Consider the following 17,896-nt stretch of genomic DNA (forward strand, 5'->3'; position numbering starts at 1 on the left):
TGCACGCGGCACGGATGGGATATGATGATGGGTTACGAGAACCAGGATTTTGAAGTCGAGCAAGGCCCAAGCTGGGCCCGCCCGAACTGGCCGTTGGCGGATACCGATGACCTGACCGGGGCGCTGGACCCGACGCAGATGCAGGTGGCCGTAAAGGCCGCTGCCAAATCTGCGGGCAAGACGGTGTCGGACGCCGACATCGCGCAGGCGGCCGAGGACGCCATCCGCGCGCAGATGCTGATCCGCACCTATCGCGTGCGCGGGCATCTGGCCGCCAATCTCGATCCGCTTGGCCTGACCCAGCGCGATCTGCCGGCCGATCTGACGCCCGAATATCATGGCCTGACCGACCCGGCCAAAAAGATTTTCCTTGGCGGCACGCTGGGCCTTCAGTTCGCGACCGTGACCGAAATCGTCGCCATCCTGCGCGCCAATTATTGCGGCAATGTTGGCCTGGAATATATGCATATCGCCGATGTGGAGGAGCGCCGCTTCCTTCAGGAGCGGATGGAAGGCAAGGACAAGGAAATCATCTTCACGCCGGAAGGCAAGAAGGCGATCCTGGCCAAGGTCATCCAGGGCGAGCAATATGAGAAATTCCTGGGCCGCAAATATGTCGGCACCAAGCGTTTTGGTCTGGACGGCGGCGAGTCCATGATTCCGGCGCTCGAAGCCGTCATCAAATATGGCGGCCAGTCGGGCATCCGCGAAATCGTCTATGGCATGGCCCATCGTGGCCGCCTGAACGTGCTGGCCAATGTCATGGCCAAGGGCTTTCGCGTCATTTTCCACGAATTTTCGGGCGGCACCGCCAACCCCGAAGATGTCGGCGGTTCGGGCGACGTCAAATATCACCTCGGCACCTCGACCGACCGCGAATTTGACGGGATCAAGGTCCATATGTCGCTGGTCCCCAACCCCTCGCACCTTGAAACCGTTGATCCGGTGGTGCTGGGCAAGGTGCGCGCGCAGCAGACGTTCCGCGATGACCTGGCCAAGCATGAGCAGGTGCTGCCGGTGCTGATCCATGGCGATGCTGCCTTTGCGGGGCAGGGTATCGTCTGGGAGTGCCTCGGCTTTTCGGGCGTGGCCGGTTACAATACTGGTGGCTGCATCCACTTCATCGTCAACAATCAGGTCGGTTTCACCACCAGCCCGCAATTTTCGCGCGGTTCGCCCTATCCGTCCGACGTGGCGAAGGGCGTTCAGGCGCCGATCCTGCATGTGAATGGCGACGATCCCGAAGCGGTGACCTTCGCCTGCAAGCTGGCGGTGGAATATCGCCAGACCTTCCATCGCGACATCGTGATCGACATGTGGTGCTATCGCCGCTTCGGTCACAATGAGGGGGACGAGCCTTCGTTCACCCAGCCCCTGATGTATGCGAAAATTCGCCAGCATCCCCCAGTCAGCGACGTCTATGCCACGCGCCTGAAGGCGCAGGGCGTGATCGACGACGATTATGTGACCAAGGCCACGGGCGACTTCGTCAACCATCTGGAAGAAGAGTTTGAGGCGTCCAAAAGCTACAAGGCCAACAAGGCCGACTGGTTTGCGGGTCGCTGGTCGGGGCTGCACAAGCCTGCTGACGCCGAAACGACGCGCCAGAGCGTAGAGTCGGCGATTGCGCCCAAGCTGTTCGACAGCCTGGGCAAGACGTTGACCACCGTGCCGAAGGGCCATGTCGTCCACAAGACGCTCCAGCGCGTGCTGGATGCGAAGGCCGAGATGTTCAAGTCTGGCGCTAATTTCGATTGGGCGACCGGCGAGGCCCTAGCCTTCGGTTCGCTCCTGTCGGAAGGCTATGGCGTGCGACTGTCGGGGCAGGACTCCGGGCGTGGCACGTTCAGCCAGCGGCATTCTGTCTGGGTCGATCAGAATACGGAGAAGAAATATATCCCGCTGTCGACCGTGCCGCATGGCCGGTTCGAGGTGCTGGATAGCCCCTTGTCCGAATATGGCGTGCTGGGCTTTGAATATGGCTATGCGCTGGCCGACCCCAAGAGCCTGGTGCTGTGGGAAGCGCAGTTTGGCGACTTCGCCAATGGCGCGCAGATTATCTTCGACCAGTATATCGCCTCGTCGGAAACCAAGTGGCTGCGCTCCAACGGCCTGGTCTGCCTGTTGCCGCATGGTTATGAGGGGCAGGGACCGGAACATAGTTCGGCGCGTCTGGAACGCTTCCTGCAACTCTGCGCAGAAGGCAATATCCAGGTCGCCAACATCACGACGCCGGCCAATTATTTCCACGTCCTGCGCCGCCAGATGCTGCGTCCTTTCCGCAAGCCGTTGATCATCATGACGCCCAAGTCGCTGTTGCGGCACAAGCTGGCGGTGAGCAGTGCCAAGGATTTCCAAGGCGATACGCATTTCATGCGAATCCTGTCGGACAGCAATCCGGCCCCGGACGCGGAAACCAAGCGGCTGGTCCTATGTTCGGGCAAGGTTGCCTATGACCTCATTGAGGCGCGCGACGCGGCGGGGGACAAGAACACCCAGATCGTCCGTATCGAGCAGCTCTATCCCTTTCCGACCGACGCATTGGCCGTCCGTCTGAAGCGGATGACCAACCTGACCGAAGTGATCTGGTGCCAGGAGGAGCCACGCAACAATGGCGCGTGGTTCCATGTCGAACCCTATATCGAGGAAGCGCTGGCGAGTGCCGGCAAGGCGCCGATGCGCGCCCGCTATGCCGGTCGCAAGGCGTCGGCGTCGCCCGCTACGGGCCTCGCCAAACGCCATGTCGCCGAACAGGGCGCCCTCGTCGCCGATGCGCTGGGTCACAGCGTTCGTGAAGAAATCCGTCGCCAGAAGAAAGGCTGAACAAGCTCATGGCCACCGAAGTCAAAGTCCCTACCCTGGGCGAATCCGTTACCGAAGCAACCGTGGGCCAGTGGCTCAAAAAGCCCGGTGAAGCCGTCGCGCTCGATGAGCCCATCGTCAGCCTGGAAACCGACAAGGTCGCGGTTGACGTGCCCGCGCCGGTTGCAGGCACGCTGGGCGACATCATCGCCAAGGAAGGCGAGACGGTGAATGTCGGCGCGTTGCTGGCGCTGATCAACGAAGGCGCTGCGGCTGCTGCCGCGCCTGCCGCAGCGCCCGCTGCCAAGGCGGAGGCCGCTGCGCCTGCGCCAGCCGCTTCGGCGCCTGCGCCTGTCGCCTTGGACGATGATGATGGTGGTAACCTGACCCTGTCGCCCGCCGTGCGCCGTCTGGTGCTGGAACATGGTCTGGACCCCAGCAAGATCAAGGGGACCGGCAAGGACGGGCGCCTGACCAAGGATGACGTGACGGCGGCTGTCGCCGCCGGCACGGCCAAGGCGGCCGCCGCAACGGCTGTGGCGGCGGCGCCTGCCGCTGCTGCCCCGGCTGCCGGTCCAAGTCGCGCGCAGGAGCGGGTCAAGATGACCCGCCTGCGCCAGACCGTCGCAAAGCGGCTAAAGGAAGCGCAGAACAACGCAGCGCTGCTGACTACTTTCAACGATGTCGACATGACCGCAGTCATCGAGGCGCGGGCCAAATATAAGGACCTGTTCGAGAAGAAGCATGGCGTCCGTCTGGGCTTCATGGGCTTCTTCACCAAGGCTGTCTGCATGGCGCTGAAGGATATTCCGGGCGTCAATGGGCAGATCGAAGGCGACGAGATCGTCTATAACGACTTTTGCGACATTTCAGTCGCGGTGTCGGCACCGACCGGTCTGGTCGTCCCGGTCATCCGCAACGCTGAAAGCATGAGCGTTGCGACGATCGAAAAGACGATTGGCGACTTTGGCCGCAAGGCCAAGGAAGGCAAGCTGACGATGGAAGATATGAAGGGCGGCACCTTCACCATCTCCAACGGCGGCGTGTTCGGCAGCCTGATGTCCACCCCGATCATCAACCCGCCCCAGTCGGCGGTGCTGGGCCTCCACCGTATCGAGGACCGTCCGGTCGTGCGTGACGGGCAGGTCGTGGTGCGTCCCATGATGTATCTGGCGCTGTCCTACGACCATCGCCTGATCGACGGTCGTGAGGCGGTGACCTTCCTGGTCGCGGTGAAGAATGCGATCGAGGATCCGACCCGCCTGCTGATCGACCTGTAATCATCACATTCTAACGTCACCCCGGCGAAAGCCGGGGTCCCGCTTGTTCTTTCTGAAGAAAAGGGGGATGCCAGCTTTCGCTGGCATGACGGCGAGAGGAAAATCCCATGTCCGATTTCGATTATGACGTTCTGGTGATCGGCGCTGGCCCCGGCGGCTATGTCGCCGCGATCCGGGCGGCGCAGCTGGGCCTGAAGGTGGCGTGTGCGGAAAGCCGTGAGACGCTGGGCGGCACCTGCCTCAATGTCGGTTGCATCCCGTCCAAGGCGCTGCTCCATGCCTCCGAACTCTATGACGAAGCGGCCAACGGCACGCTGGCGAAGCTGGGTGTCAAGATCGACAAGATGAGCCTGGACCTGCCCACCATGCAGGGGCAGCGGGTTGACGCGGTCAAGGGGCTGACCGGCGGCATCGAATTTCTGTTCAAGAAGAACAAAGTGACCTGGCTCAAGGGTCTGGCGAGCTTCACCGGCGCGAACACGGTTTCGGTTGGTGGAGAGACGGTGACGGCGAAGAATATCGTCATTGCCACCGGATCGTCGGTCATGCCGCTGCCGGGTGTCGAGGTTGATAATGCGGGCGGTCAGATCGTCGATTCGACCGGTGCGCTGGAACTGGACAAGGTGCCGGGGCATCTGGTCGTGGTCGGCGGCGGCGTCATCGGCCTGGAACTGGGCAGCGTGTGGCGTCGGCTGGGCTCCAAGGTGACGGTCGTGGAATATCTCGACCAGATACTGCCTGGCATGGACGGCGAAATCCGCAAGGAAGCCAACAAGATCTTCAAGAAGCAGGGCTTTGAATATCGGCTTGGCACCAAGGTGACCGGCGCGAAGGCGGGCAAGAAGGGCGTGACCCTGACGGTCGAGCCTGCCTCTGGCGGCGCGGCCGAAACGATCGAGGCGGACGTGGTGCTGGTATCGATCGGCCGTCGCGCCAATACCGATGGCCTTGGCCTCGACAAGATCGGGCTGGAACTGAACAAGCGCGGTCAGATCGAAACTGACCATGATTTCGCGACAAAGGTGCCGGGCGTCTGGGCGATCGGCGACGTCATCCCCGGCCCGATGCTGGCGCACAAGGCCGAGGATGAAGGTATTGCCGTTGCCGAGAATATCGCGGGCCTGACTGGCATCGTGAACCATGACCTGATCCCCGGCGTCGTCTATACCAAGCCTGAAATTGCGGGCGTGGGGCTGACCGAGGAACAGGCCAAGGAGAAGGGTGCGATCAAGGTCGGCAAATTCCCGATGATGGCCAACAGCCGCGCCAAGACCAATCATGAGCCGGACGGTTTCGTGAAGGTCATCGCCGACGCCGAAACCGACAAGGTGCTGGGCGTGTGGATCATCGCGGTCCCGGCAGGCACGATGATCGCGCAGGTGGTGCAGGCCATGGAATTCGGCGCATCGAGCGAGGACATCGCCTATACCTGCCACGCGCATCCCACGCATAGCGAGGCGATCAAGGAAGCGGCGATGGCGGTGACCGGCAAGCCGATCCATATGTGATCGGATCTGGTGATCGGTAGATAGGGAAAAGGCCTTCGCATCGCGGAGGCCTTTTTCGTGACCGAGACGGGATTAGAGTCTGATGAAATCCCGACCTTCGCTCGAAACGAACGGGTCAAGGTGAAGTCATCCGACTTTAAAAATCGGGCCGCCTCTTCGCCTGAAACGCGGCTACGCCTTCGGCAAAGTCGGGCAGGGTGAAAGCGTCGCGGAACATGGCCAGGGTCGTGTCGTCGTCATCGGCCTGACCGTCCAAGATGCGGCGGATGATCGCCTTGGACGCGCGGATGCTATGCTGGGCGTTGGTGGCGATGGTGTGGGCCAGGGCGGTGGCAGCGGCGAGGGGATCAGGGGCGATTTCGTCGATCAAGCCGATGGAGAGGGCGTCGTCCGCATTGTGTAGCGCGCCGGTGAAGAGGATGCGCTTGGCGCGGGCCGGGCCGACCAGATCGACCAGCAATTTGGTGTCGAACAGCGAATAGACGATGCCGAGTTTGGCAGGGGTGATCCCCAGCCGCGCAGTGGGGGCGGCGATGCGCAGGTCGCAGGCGATGGCGAGGCCGCAGCCGCCGCCCACGCAATCGCCGTCGATCGCGGCGATGACCGGCTTGGGCGCTTGGGCGAGGGCATATTGGCTGGCGCGGATCGCCGCCTGATTGGCGATGCGCCAGGCTTCCTCGCCGCTGTGATCAGCAAATTCGCCGATGTCGGCTCCGGCGCAGAACAGGCCCGGCGTGGCGGAGGCGAGGATCAGCACGCGCACATTGTCGTCCGCCATTGCCTGGCCCACCAGCAGGGGGAGGCTTTCCCACATCGCCTGTGTCATGGCGTTGCGGCGCGCTGGGCGTTCGATCAGCAGGCGGGCGATTGCGCCGTCCTGCTCCAGCCGCAGGGTCATGCGGGCCAGCTTTCGAGCAAGGGCAGCAGTGCATCGAAATGGTCGATGATGGCATCGGCGGCGAGATCCTCGACCGGGCCGTCGAGAAAGCCGAAGCTGACCGCGATGCTGGGGATGCCGGCATTGCGCGCGCCGGCTATGTCGTTGATCGTGTCGCCGATGAAGATCGCCCGGCCACCGCCCGCACGATCGATCATGGCGTGGATGGGTGCGGGGTCGGGCTTGGCGATGCCGACCGTGTCGCCGCCGACGATGCTGGCGAAACGGGGCGTCAGGCCGAGCTGATCCATCAGTGGAAGGGTGAAGCGTTCTGCCTTGTTGGTGCAGATGGCGAGTTTCACGCCCGCCACGGCTAGCGCGTCCATCGCCGCAATCAGGCCGGGATAGGTGACGGAATGGGCGCTGAGGTTCGCCTGATAATAGTCGAGCAGGACGGGCAGCAATTGCGCCAGTGTCGCCTCATCATAGCCACCCGACGCATCGAGCGCGCGTTCGAGCATGACCTTGGCACCCTTGCCCACGAAAGGCCGGATGGCTTCGACCGGAAAGGGCGGACGGTCGATCGTGGCGATGGCGTGATTGACCGCAGCGGCAAGGTCTCCGCTGGTGTCGATCAGCGTGCCGTCGAGGTCGAAGCCAACAATATCGAAAGGAATTTTTGCCATGGCCGCGCCATGCCGCGACCGCGGTGGCAAAGGCAAGCCAAACATGGCAGAGCCATGGGTCATAGACCCATTTATGAGGGACATCCTTATCGTGACCGCCAGCCGTCCTCTTGCTGTCATCATCCTTGCCGCCGGGCAGGGCACGCGCATGAAATCGTCGCTGCACAAGGTGCTGCATCCGGTCGCGGGGCGGCCGATGCTGCTGCACCTGCTGGCAAGCGTCGCCGCGCTGGAGCCGGAGCGGCAGGTGGTCGTGGTCGGCGCGGGCCGCGAGCAGGTCGAGGCTGCGGTGGCGGGCACCGGCGCGGTGATTGCGGTGCAGGACAAGCAGCTTGGCACCGGCCATGCCGTCGCGCAGGCGCATGATGCGCTGGCTGGTTTTGCAGGCGATGTGCTGATCCTCTATGGCGACGTGCCGCTGGTCAGCGGAGCGACGATGCGGGCGATGCTCGACCGGCTGAACCGGGGGGATGATCCGCGCGCGGTGGTGCTGGGTTTCCGGCCCGATGACGCCGCCGCCTATGGCCGGATCATCGCCGACGGGCAGGGGATCATCGAAAAGATGGTCGAATTTAAGGATGCCAGCGAGGCCGAGCGGGCGGTGACGCTGTGCAATAGCGGGCTGATGGCGGTGCGATCGACCGATCTGTTTGTGCTGCTCGACCAGATCGGCAACGACAATGCCGCTGGCGAATATTATCTGCCCGACATCATCATGCTGCCGGGCGCGCCGAGCGCCGTCATCGAGACCGAAGCCTGGGAAGTGGCGGGGGTCAACAGCCGGGTCGAACTGGCGGGCGTGGAGGCGATGTGGCAGGCGCGTCGCCGGGTAGAGGCGATGCGCGAGGGGGTGACTTTGGTCGCGCCGGAGACGGTGTTCTTTGCCCATGACACGGTGCTGGGCCGTGACGTGGTGGTGGAGCCGAACGTCGTGTTCGGGCCGGGCGTCCGCGTGGCGGACGATGTGGTCATCCACGCCTTCTCCCATCTGGAAGGGGCCAGTGTGGAAAGCGGCGCGGCGATCGGTCCCTATGCGCGGCTGCGGCCCGGCGCGCAGATCGGGGTGAATGCCAAGGTCGGCAATTTCGTCGAGATCAAAAAGGCGGTGCTGGGCGAAGGGGCCAAGGTCAATCACCTGTCCTATATCGGTGACGCCAGCGTGGGGGCGGGGGCGAATATCGGCGCGGGGACGATCACCTGCAATTATGACGGCTTCTTCAAATATAAGACCGAGATCGGCGCGGGAGCGTTCGTCGGGTCGAACAGTGCGCTGGTCGCGCCGGTGACGATCGGCGAGGGTGCGATCGTCGCGGCGGGGAGCGTGGTGACGAAGGCAGTTGAGGCCGATGCGCTGTGTCTGGTGCGGCCTGCGCAGGAGAGTAAGCCGGGCTGGGCGGCGCGGTTTCGGGCGCGGATGATGGCGCGGAAGGCGGCTGCCAAGGGATGAAGCTGGTTCAGCGGCATCCCTGGCTGGCGGGGTTGGTTGGCGTGATGATCGTTCTGCTGGCCTTTGCTGGCTGGCTGGTCATGAACGCCAGCGCCATGCCGGTGGTGCGGCGGGTGGAGATTGCGCTATCCTTCCCGGCGGATGCGCCGCGTGGTCCGGTCACCGTCGCGCTGCTGACCGACACGCATTTGTCGGGGCCGGACAATAGCCCGGCGCGGATGGCGCGGATCGTAGCGCAGATCAATGCGCTGAAGCCTGACCTCATCCTGCTGGGCGGGGACTATATTGGCGATGCCAAGGGCGGGGCGACCTATGACGCACAGGCGAGCATCGCGCCGTTTGGCAGGTTGCGCGCGCCGCTGGGTGTGGTGGCGGTGCTGGGCAATCATGACAGTCGCAGCAAGCTGAACCGGGTTGCGCTGAGTGGTCGGGACTGGTCAGCGGCTTTTGCGCGGCTGGGCATCACCCTGTTGCAGGATGGCGTGGTGCGGCGCGGGCCGCTGGCGATTGGCGGGTTGCAAGATATTTACACGCGCAGGCCCGACCTGCCCGATACGATAGCGGCGATGGCGCGGCTGGGTGGCGCGCGGCTGGTCCTGTCGCATGGGCCGGATGTGTTCCCCGCTCTGCCGGACGCGCCGTCGCTGACGCTGGTGGGGCATACCCATTGCGGGCAGGTGGCGCTGCCCTTTGCCGGGGTCGTCTATGTGCCGTCGAAATATGGCACGCGCTATGCCTGTGGCCTGTATCGCGACGGGGCCAAGACGATGATCGTCGCGGCTGGCGTTGGCACCAGCGGATTGCCGATTCGGATGCTGGCGCCGCCCGATATCTGGCTGGTTACGATAAAGCCGACAGTAAGCCGGACATATGTGAGCGACTCTGCGGTATCTTGACTTGATATCATGATATGATATCAGAATATCATCATGCGCTTTCTGGCTGACATTCCCGACGATGACGTCAAATGGCTGGACCAGCTTGCCCGTGAACAGGGCAAGTCGCGGGCGGCGGTGTTGCGGGAGGCGGTGCGGGATTATCGCGCCGAAGCGCAATCGGCGAGCAGCAAGAAGTGGCTCGATATCGGCTTTGGCGCGTGGAAGGGCCAAGTCGATGTCGGCGATTCGGTTGAGTGGCAGCGGCGGGAACGCGCGTCATCGACCCGGCCCTGGGACGATGATTATGAAGCAACCAAGGCCGAGTTTCCCGACCTGTTCGACGCGGAAGATGATCGGCAGCGCCAGATTTATCTTGATATGGTGGCGGGTCAATATCCCGATCCCAAGAAGCCGGCTTCGCGGTGAGCGGCTTCAGCTTCGATTCCAACATCATCATTGATGCGTTGGCGGGCTTTCCACCCGCGCGCACGGAGATTGACCGCGCGACGGACTTTGGTGCGCGGGCGTGGATCAGCCGGGCGGTCTGGATCGAGGTCATGTCGAAAGGCGCAGGCGACGGGCTGTGGCGCGCGGAGACTTTGCTGTCCGGCTTCGGCGTGGACGAGATTGACGCGGAGATCGGCAGCCGTGCTGCGGCCTTGCGCCGCGAACGTCCCCGGCTCAAAGCCATGGATGCCATCATATTGGCGACAGCCCAGACGCGCGGTCGTGTGCTGGTGACACGCAATACTAAGGATTTTCCGGCACAGATGCCGGGCATCCGCGTTCCCTATCAACTCTGAAAGGCTCCCCCGGCACATGTGCGGCATCATTGGCATCATCAGCAATAGCGACGTGGCGGAGCGGCTGGTCGATGGGCTCAAGCGGCTGGAATATCGCGGCTATGACAGCGCGGGGGTCGCCACCGTCCATGACGGCGCGATCGAGCGGCGGCGAGCGGAGGGGAAGCTCGCCAATCTGGTGACCGAGTTACGCGACGAGCCGCTGCCCGGCACCACCGGCATCGCCCATACCCGCTGGGCGACCCATGGCGCGCCGACGACCAGCAACGCGCACCCCCATGCGACGCGCGAAGTGGCGCTGGTCCACAATGGCATTATCGAGAATTTCAAGCCGCTGCGTGCCGAACTGATGGCGCGCGGCCGCATCTTCGACAGCCAGACCGACACCGAGGTGGTCGCCCATCTGGTAAGCGAGCTGGTGGAGCAGGGGGCGTCGCCCAAGGAGGCCGTCGCGAAGGTGCTGCCGCGCCTGCACGGAGCGTTTGCGTTGGCGATATTGTTCCGCAGCCATCCCGACATGCTGATCGGGGCGCGGCTGGGGTCGCCTTTGGTGGTGGGCTATGGCGATGGCGAGACCTATCTGGGGTCCGATGCTTTGGCGCTGGCACCGCTGACGCAGAAGATCGCCTATCTGGAGGAGGGCGACTGGGTCGTCATCACGAAGGACGGCGCGGAGATTTTCGACAAGGATAATGCGCCGGTCGTGCGGCCGGTGACCCTGTCCGGCGTGTCGGGGGCGATGATCGACAAGGGCAATCATCGCCACTTCATGCAGAAGGAGATTTACGAGCAGCCGGTCGTCGTCGCCCAGACGCTGCGCGCCTATCTGCGCCGGATGGAAAACGAAGTCGCCATGCCGGACATGGATTTCGATCTGGGGGCGGTGAAGCGCATCACGATCGTCGCCTGCGGCACCAGCTTCTATGCCGGGATGGTCGCCAAATATTGGTTCGAGAAATTCGCGCGCGTGCCGGTGGACATCGATGTGGCAAGCGAGTTTCGGTATCGCGACCCGGTGCTGGAGCCGGGTGGCCTCGCCCTGTTCATCAGCCAGTCGGGCGAGACGGCGGACACACTGGCCGCGCTGCGCCACGCCAAGGCAGCGGACCAGATTATCGCGGTGGTGGTCAATGTGCCGACCAGTTCGATGGCGCGGGAGGCCGACCTGTTGCTGCCGACCCATGCCGGGCCGGAAATCGGTGTGGCGTCGACCAAGGCCTTCACTTGCCAACTCGCCGTGCTGGCCGCGCTGGCCGCCAATCTGGCGCGGGCCAAGGGGCTGCTGACCCCGGAAGAGGAGGCCGAGATCGTGTGGCACCTGTCCGAAGCGCCAGCCGCGATGAATGAGGCGCTGGGCCATGATGGCGATATCGAAGCGATGGCGCATCTGATCGCACCGGCGCGCGACGTGCTGTATCTGGGGCGTGGGCCGGATTATCCGATGGCGCTGGAAGGGGCGCTGAAGCTCAAGGAAATCAGCTATATCCATGCCGAGGGCTATGCCGCGGGCGAGATGAAGCACGGCCCGATCGCGCTGATCGACGAAGCGGTGCCGGTGATCGTGATCGCGCCGTCAGGCCCGCTGTTCGAGAAAACCGTGAGCAATATGCAGGAAGTGCAGGCGCGCGGCGGAAAGGTGGTGCTGATTTCCGACGTGGAAGGCATCGCTCTGGCGGGCGAGGGTTGCATGGCGACAATCGAGATGCCCAAGGTGCATCCCCTGATCGCGCCGTTGGTCTATGCGGTGCCGGTGCAGTTGCTGGCCTATCATGTCGCGGTGGCCAAGGGGACGGATGTGGACCAGCCGAGGAATCTGGCGAAGAGCGTGACGGTGGAGTGATCGCCCGATCCTTGCCATCTGACACCATATACGGTATCAATAGGCGATGACCAAGGCGGACAAGCTGCTGGACCGGATGCTGCGCAATCCCGCCGGGGATTGGACGATATCGGATATTCAGACGCTGTGCGCGCAATTGGGTTGGGCTTGCCTGCCACCGACAGGGGGCGGGTCGCACTGGAAAGTGGCGGTGCCGGGCAGTGATACGATCCTGACCATTCCGGCCAAGCGCCCGATCAAGCCGGTCTATGTGCGTAAGCTGATGGCATTTGTGAAGGACAGCAAGCATGGCTAAAACAAAGGCGCGGCAGGCCGATTATGCGATCATGGTCGAGCCATTGCCGGATGCAGACGGCGGCGGCTGGATGGCGACCGTTCCCGCGCTGCCAGGCTGTATGGGTGATGGCGATACGCCGGAGGCGGCGCTGGCCGATGCGGCAGCGGCCATTGCCGAATGGCACGATGCAGCCAAGGCATTGGGACGTGATGTTCCTGGTCCCGGCGCGCTGGGCCAATGGCGGCAGCGCGTGCCACGGTCTCTGCATGAAAAGTTGAAATTCGTGGCTGCGCGGGAGGGTGTTTCGTTGAACGCCTATGTGGCGAACGTGCTGGCGGAGAGTATCGGGCGGGCGGGGTAAACCGCATCAGCCTTATACCAGATTGCGATGATTGCGACTGAACATACCGTAAGTCCCCACCAATGCGTGCTGGCATTGCTGGCTATTTGGCGTCGGGCGGTTCTGCGACAAATCCTACTTTCTCAAAACCAGCCCGTTGCGCGGTATAAATCGTATGACCGATACATCGGTACGGAATATCCCCACCACCTACGATGGAGAGAATTCGCCCCTTTCTAACGAGCGGCTTGAGCGTCGCGCGTAGATCGTCATCCTGCTTTGGCATCAAGAATGATTGATCGCCAACGTTGATACGGCAGGTGTCGGGCGCTTCAAAAGTGATCGTCAATTGAAGCACATCTCTTGTTCTGGTTCCGGCAGCCGCGCGCACTATGACTGCTATCGGCAACAGCACGGTGAAGCAGAGGAGTGCGGAAATGGCGGTTTTACCGAAGCTCATCTCGCCTTTCTAATGTCAGCCATACGAGCAATCAACGTCGGGCGCTGAGTTTGCTATTTACAGTCTGCTGCACACTCCTATCACCCACCCCCCGGTGAATTATGCCCACCCGCCGGGACCGGCCCGCCGCTTTGGGCGTGGGCGTGGTCGGGGTTGTTGTCCCATTCGATATGATAGAGATCGAAGCGCCGGTCGCGCAGGTTGCGGACGGTGCCTTCGGCGCGGGCCCAGCTTAGGTCGGCCAGGTTGACGTCGGCCATGGTCAGGGTTTCGACATTTTCGGTCGATTCCGCTGCGATGCCGTCGCGCGCGAAGGGTAGGTCGCAGGGGGTCAGGATGGCGCTCTGGGCATATTGGATGTCCATATTGTCGACATTGGGCAGGTTGCCGACATTGCCCGACATGACGACATAGCATTGATTTTCGATCGCGCGGGCCTGCGCGCAATAGCGCACGCGCATATAGCCGGAGCGTGAATCGGTGCAGAAGGGGACGAAGATGATGCGCGCGCCCTGATCGACCAGGCGGCGGGCGAGTTCTGGAAATTCGCTGTCGTAGCAAATCAATACGCCGATCGGCCCGCAGTCGGTCTGGATCACGTCGAGCGCATCGCCGCCCTTGATATTCCACCAGAAGGCTTCGTTAGGGGTCGGGTGGATTTTCTCCTGGGTGTGGAGCGATCCGTCGCGCAAGGCGACATAGGCGATATTCTGGATGTCGCCATCATCGGCGCGGGTCGGGTGGGAGCCGCCGATGATGTTGATATTATATTCCAGCGCCATCCGCGTGAGTTCCTTGGTCAGGCGTGGGGTGTAGTTGGTGAGCTTGTCGATTGCCTCCATCGGATTGAGCTTTTTCGTCTCGAACGACAGCAGGGGCAGGGTGAAGAGTTCGGGAAAGACGATGAAGTCCGACCGGTAATCTGCCGCCACATCGACGAAATATTCGATGTTGCGGACGAACCCCTCAAAATCGGTCACGGCGCGCGCCTGTAACTGGCAGGTGGCGAGGCGGACGCTTTCGACGCCGCGAGGCACCCGCATTTCGGGTGCTTCGTCCGGGTCGACATAGGGGTTGCGCCAGACCAGATGGGCAGCATGACCGTCCGACTGCTTATCCTCCGGCAGGTAATTTTCCAGGACGCCGAGCGGTTCAAACTGGTTTTTGAGCTGAAAGCTGACGACCTGATCGCGGATCTTGCCCTGGACGACCTTGTCCAGATAATCCTTTGGTCCTTCGACCTTGCGTTTCGTGCGCAGATAGCCCGGCATCCGTCCGGCGATGACGATGCCATGCAAGTCGAGTTGTTCGGCCAGTTCCTTGCGCTCGTCATAGAGGCGCTGGCCGATACGCAGGCCGCGCAACTTGGGATCGACCGCCATTTCATAGCCGTAGAGCCATTCGCCCGCGGCGCTGTGGCGGGTGCCAAAGCCGTTGGCGGTAATCTCCTCCCAATCGTGCCAGGCGAAGGCCATCGATTTGCTGACGCGCATGGTAGCGCAATAGCCCACCACCTTATTGTCGTAGAGCGCGACGAAACAGCCATCGGGGAAATTGTTGATCTGGCCCCGGACGGTGGCGGGGGAGTAATTGGGCAGGCCCGGATAGACGCGGGCTATCAGCCGCAGGATGGCGCGCACGTCGGTCGGGACGGCGGTGCGGACTTCCAGGCGTTTGCGGGCTGTCGTTGTCATCGCTTCATTCCCCTGCGGCAATTGTCATGAAAAAGGCGGCGCCGTTGCACGGCGCCGCCTCGTTCCGTTTGCGTATTGAAAGCCTCAGGCGGCGATCAGTTCCATGTCGCCATTTCGGCTTCCAGATTGACGCGGATCGTTTCGAAAAACTGTTCCGTGGTCATCCAGGCCTGTTCCGGGCCGATCAGCAGCGCCAGATCCTTGGTCATCGCGCCATCCTCGACGGTCTTGACGCAGACGCGCTCCAGCGTTTCGGCGAATTTGGTGACGTCGGGCGTGCCGTCGAATTTGCCGCGGAAAGCCAACCCTTGCGTCCAGGCGAAGATCGACGCGATCGGGTTGGTCGAGGTGGCCTTGCCCTGCTGATGTTGGCGATAGTGGCGGGTGACGGTGCCGTGCGCGGCTTCGGCCTCGACCGTCTTGCCATCGGGCGAAAGCAGGACCGAGGTCATGAGACCGAGCGAGCCGAAGCCCTGCGCGACGGTGTCGGACTGGACGTCGCCGTCATAATTTTTGCAGGCCCAGACGAACTTGCCGCTCCACTTGAGCGCGGAGGCGACCATGTCGTCGATCAGGCGATGCTCATAGACGATGCCCGCTGCCTTGAACCGGTCGGCAAATTCTTCGTCGAACACCTGCTGGAAAAGATCCTTGAAGCGGCCATCATAGGCCTTGAGGATGGTGTTCTTGGTCGAGAGGTACAGCGGCCATTTGCGGTCGAGCGCATAGTTCATGCTCGCCTTGGCAAAGTCGATGATCGACTGGTCAAGGTTGTACATGCCCATGGCGACGCCGGCGGCCGGGAAGTTGAACACTTCCTTTTCGATCTTTTCGCCATTGTCGCCGTCCCACACCATGGTCAGCTTGCCCGCGCTGGGGACCAGAAAGTCGGTCGCCTTATACTGGTCGCCAAAAGCGTGACGGCCGATGACGATCGGGTCGGTCCAGCCAGGGACGAGGCGGGGGACGTTCTTGATGACGATGGGTTCGCGGAACACGACGCCGCCCAGGATGTTGCGGATCGTACCGTTGGGCGACTTCCACATCGACTTGAGGTTGAATTCTTCCACCCGCTGTTCGTCAGGGGTAATGGTGGCGCATTTCACGCCGACGCCATATTGCTTGATCGCGTTGGCGGAATCGATGGTGATCTGGTCGTTGGTCTCGTCGCGCTTTTCGACGCTGAGGTCATAATATTTCAGGTCGATGTCGAGATAGGGGAGGATCAGGCGTTCGCGAATCCACTGCCAGATGATCCGGGTCATTTCGTCGCCGTCAATCTCCACGACGGGGTTTTTCACCTTGATCTTCGCCATGCGCCTGTTCGCCTTCTTCATTTTGGGTGGATTTGCGAAACGCCCTAGGCAAAGCGCGGCCAATGTTCAACCGTTCAGGCGGGATTTTGGCGATGCGAGCGGGGCGAGGGACACATGGGCGGCATCGGTCGTTGTCAGGGCGAGGGTCTCTCCCTAAAGACGGTGACTATGGAACATGACGAGATCAGCATTGCCACTGGCGGCAATATCAAATGGCGCTTCCCCCCGGTTCACCCGGAAGGGGTGAAATTCGGCCTGATTGCAGCGGCCATTACCGGCATTTTCTTCCTGCTGGGCTGGGACGTGATCGGCTGGCTGATGCTGATCGTGACGATGTGGGTGCTGGCCTTCTTCCGCGATCCGGTGCGCGCTGTGCCGCAGGATGAAGGCGCGATCATCGCGCCCGCCGACGGGCTGGTGACTTTGATCCAGAAGGTGCCGCCGCCGCGGGAAATGGCTGGTGCCGCCGGGCTGGGCGATCAGCCGTTGATCCGCGTGTCGATCTTCATGAGTGTGTTCGACGTCCATATCAATCGCACGCCGATTGGCGGGACGATCAAGTCGGTGGTCTATATCTCCGGCAAATTCCTGAACGCGGACCTGGACAAGGCGAGCGAGGATAATGAGCGCCAGCATATATTGGTCGAGCGGCATGATGGCTTGAGGGTCGGCTTTACCCAGATTGCAGGTCTGGTCGCGCGGCGGATCGTGCCGTTCGTCAAGCCCGGCGATATGGTCGCGGCGGGGCAGCGCATCGGCCTTATCCGCTTTGGCAGCCGGGTGGATGTCTATTTGCCCGCCGGGACTGCGCCGCGCGTGATATTGGGCCAGCGGACCGTGGCAGGGGAGACGATCCTGGGCCAGATTGGCGACCGTCGCGTGATCGCGGGTATTCAGCAGTGAGGCAGCGCCGCGCCGTGCCACGGGGTTTGCGCCGGGGGATCACCCTGCGGATGGTCGCGCCCAATGCGGTGACGGCGATGGCGCTGTGCTTTGGCCTGACCGGCGTGCGTTATGGCATATCGGGTGAATGGGAGCGGGCGGTGTTGTCGATCCTGTTTGCCGGTGTGCTGGATGGTCTGGACGGGCGAATCGCCCGGCTGCTGCGTGGCGAGAGCCGCTTTGGCGCGGAGCTGGATTCGCTGTCCGATTCGATCGCCTTCGGGGTCGCCCCGGCGCTGATCCTCTATCTCTGGTCGCTTCATGCGATGCCCAAATTCGGCTGGATCTTCGCGCTGGCCCATGCGCTGTCCTGCGCGCTGCGGCTGGCGCGGTTCAACGCCAATATCGATGTGGATGTGCAGCCGCACAAATCGGCGGGGTTCTTGACCGGCGTGCCTGCGCCAGCCGGCGCGGGCCTCGCCTTCGTGCCGCTCTATCTGTGGCTGGTGACGGGGGAGAAGATTTTTCAGGCTTGGTATGTCGTGGCGCCCTGGGCCGCGTTCATCGCTTTCCTGATGATCTCCAACATTGCGACCTATACCTGGTCGGCGTTGCGGCTGCGCAAGCGGATCAGGCTGGAGGCGATTGCCCTGGCCGGATTGCTCGCAGCTTTGCTGGTGACCGATCCGTGGCTGACGCTGCTGCTGATCTGCGGCATCTATGTTGCGCTGATCCCGTTCGGCATCCTGTCCTATGCCAAGGTCCGGCGTCAGCGCGAGGCTCCACCCGACCCCGTCTAAATCCTG

The 17,896-nt window shown here is 62.6% G+C and carries 16 protein-coding genes and 1 pseudogene; 12 read left to right on the forward strand and 5 right to left on the reverse strand.

The annotated features are described in order from the left end of the window. Nucleotides 1-27: 27 nt before the first annotated feature. The 3 genes from KRZ98_RS00710 to lpdA all read left to right on the forward strand — a co-directional run bounded on the left by KRZ98_RS00710 (nt 28) and on the right by lpdA (nt 5,590). Nucleotides 28-2,823 carry a 2-oxoglutarate dehydrogenase E1 component gene (locus KRZ98_RS00710; protein ID WP_217672382.1) on the forward strand — a complete coding sequence of 932 codons (2,796 nt, stop codon included), beginning with the start codon at nt 28-30 and terminating at the stop codon, nt 2,821-2,823. Nucleotides 2,824-2,831: 8 nt separating this feature from the next. After that, nucleotides 2,832-4,082, forward strand: coding sequence for a 2-oxoglutarate dehydrogenase complex dihydrolipoyllysine-residue succinyltransferase (gene odhB / locus KRZ98_RS00715; protein ID WP_217671749.1), 1,251 nt, complete (start codon nt 2,832-2,834; stop codon nt 4,080-4,082). Between the two features lie 107 nt (nt 4,083-4,189). Next, entirely contained in the window at nt 4,190-5,590 is a 1,401-nt protein-coding gene (gene lpdA / locus KRZ98_RS00720; protein ID WP_217671750.1) for a dihydrolipoyl dehydrogenase, read from the forward strand. Nucleotides 5,591-5,726: 136 nt separating this feature from the next. Here the strand turns inward: lpdA and KRZ98_RS00725 are convergent, their stop codons facing one another. Beyond that, nucleotides 5,727-6,488: an enoyl-CoA hydratase/isomerase family protein gene (locus KRZ98_RS00725; RefSeq protein WP_217671751.1), complete on the reverse strand. Its 762-nt coding sequence runs from the start codon at nt 6,486-6,488 to the stop codon at nt 5,727-5,729. After that, nucleotides 6,485-7,153: an HAD family hydrolase gene (locus KRZ98_RS00730; RefSeq protein WP_217671752.1), complete on the reverse strand. Its 669-nt coding sequence runs from the start codon at nt 7,151-7,153 to the stop codon at nt 6,485-6,487. The genes KRZ98_RS00725 and KRZ98_RS00730 overlap by 4 nt, the downstream gene beginning before the upstream one ends. Nucleotides 7,154-7,301: 148 nt before the next feature. Between KRZ98_RS00730 and glmU the strand changes: the two genes are divergently transcribed. Genes glmU through KRZ98_RS00765 form a run of 7 tightly spaced genes read left to right on the forward strand, consistent with a single transcriptional unit; the run spans nt 7,302 to nt 12,759 of the window. After that, nucleotides 7,302-8,600 carry a bifunctional UDP-N-acetylglucosamine diphosphorylase/glucosamine-1-phosphate N-acetyltransferase GlmU gene (gene glmU / locus KRZ98_RS00735; RefSeq protein WP_254798054.1) on the forward strand — a complete coding sequence of 433 codons (1,299 nt, stop codon included), beginning with the start codon at nt 7,302-7,304 and terminating at the stop codon, nt 8,598-8,600. After that, a complete protein-coding gene (locus tag KRZ98_RS00740; RefSeq protein WP_217671754.1) occupies nt 8,597-9,496 on the forward strand; it encodes a metallophosphoesterase in 900 nt (299 codons plus the stop codon). The genes glmU and KRZ98_RS00740 overlap by 4 nt, the downstream gene beginning before the upstream one ends. A gap of 33 nt (nt 9,497-9,529) precedes the next feature. After that, nucleotides 9,530-9,904 carry a ribbon-helix-helix domain-containing protein gene (locus tag KRZ98_RS00745; protein WP_217671755.1) on the forward strand — a complete coding sequence of 125 codons (375 nt, stop codon included), beginning with the start codon at nt 9,530-9,532 and terminating at the stop codon, nt 9,902-9,904. After that, nucleotides 9,901-10,281, forward strand: a complete 381-nt coding sequence (locus KRZ98_RS00750; protein WP_217671756.1) for a type II toxin-antitoxin system VapC family toxin — start codon at nt 9,901-9,903, stop codon at nt 10,279-10,281. The genes KRZ98_RS00745 and KRZ98_RS00750 overlap by 4 nt, the downstream gene beginning before the upstream one ends. A 16-nt stretch (nt 10,282-10,297) precedes the next feature. After that, nucleotides 10,298-12,121, forward strand: coding sequence for a glutamine--fructose-6-phosphate transaminase (isomerizing) (gene glmS, locus KRZ98_RS00755; protein ID WP_217671757.1), 1,824 nt, complete (start codon nt 10,298-10,300; stop codon nt 12,119-12,121). Between the two features lie 46 nt (nt 12,122-12,167). Next, nucleotides 12,168-12,416 carry a type II toxin-antitoxin system HicA family toxin gene (locus tag KRZ98_RS00760; protein ID WP_119745578.1) on the forward strand — a complete coding sequence of 83 codons (249 nt, stop codon included), beginning with the start codon at nt 12,168-12,170 and terminating at the stop codon, nt 12,414-12,416. Further along, nucleotides 12,409-12,759, forward strand: a complete 351-nt coding sequence (locus tag KRZ98_RS00765; protein WP_217671758.1) for a type II toxin-antitoxin system HicB family antitoxin — start codon at nt 12,409-12,411, stop codon at nt 12,757-12,759. Before KRZ98_RS00760 ends, KRZ98_RS00765 begins: the two co-directional genes overlap by 8 nt. Nucleotides 12,760-12,841: 82 nt before the next feature. On the opposite strand, the pseudogene KRZ98_RS00770 reads toward KRZ98_RS00765, so the two are convergent. From KRZ98_RS00770 to KRZ98_RS00780, 3 genes and pseudogenes are all read right to left on the reverse strand, one after another. Further along, nucleotides 12,842-12,940 (reverse strand): annotated as a pseudogene (locus KRZ98_RS00770) (biopolymer transporter ExbD); the annotation flags it as partial. Between the two features lie 338 nt (nt 12,941-13,278). Next, a complete protein-coding gene (locus KRZ98_RS00775) occupies nt 13,279-14,892 on the reverse strand; it encodes a carbon-nitrogen hydrolase family protein (protein WP_217671759.1) in 1,614 nt (537 codons plus the stop codon). A 95-nt stretch (nt 14,893-14,987) separates the two neighbouring features. Then, nucleotides 14,988-16,208 (reverse strand): NADP-dependent isocitrate dehydrogenase, encoded by a 1,221-nt coding sequence (locus KRZ98_RS00780; protein ID WP_217671760.1) that lies wholly within the window; start codon nt 16,206-16,208, stop codon nt 14,988-14,990. 168 nt (nt 16,209-16,376) lie between these two features. Between KRZ98_RS00780 and KRZ98_RS00785 the strand changes: the two genes are divergently transcribed. Together KRZ98_RS00785 and KRZ98_RS00790 are read left to right on the forward strand one after the other, a co-directional pair. Next, nucleotides 16,377-17,111: a phosphatidylserine decarboxylase gene (locus tag KRZ98_RS00785; RefSeq protein ID WP_217671761.1), complete on the forward strand. Its 735-nt coding sequence runs from the start codon at nt 16,377-16,379 to the stop codon at nt 17,109-17,111. Between the two features lie 50 nt (nt 17,112-17,161). Then, nucleotides 17,162-17,890, forward strand: coding sequence for a phosphatidylcholine/phosphatidylserine synthase (locus KRZ98_RS00790; protein ID WP_217672383.1), 729 nt, complete (start codon nt 17,162-17,164; stop codon nt 17,888-17,890). Nucleotides 17,891-17,896 lie beyond the last annotated feature (6 nt).

Origin of the sequence: Sphingobium sp. AS12, assembly GCF_019097845.1 — a bacterium.
GTDB lineage: Bacteria > Pseudomonadota > Alphaproteobacteria > Sphingomonadales > Sphingomonadaceae > Sphingobium.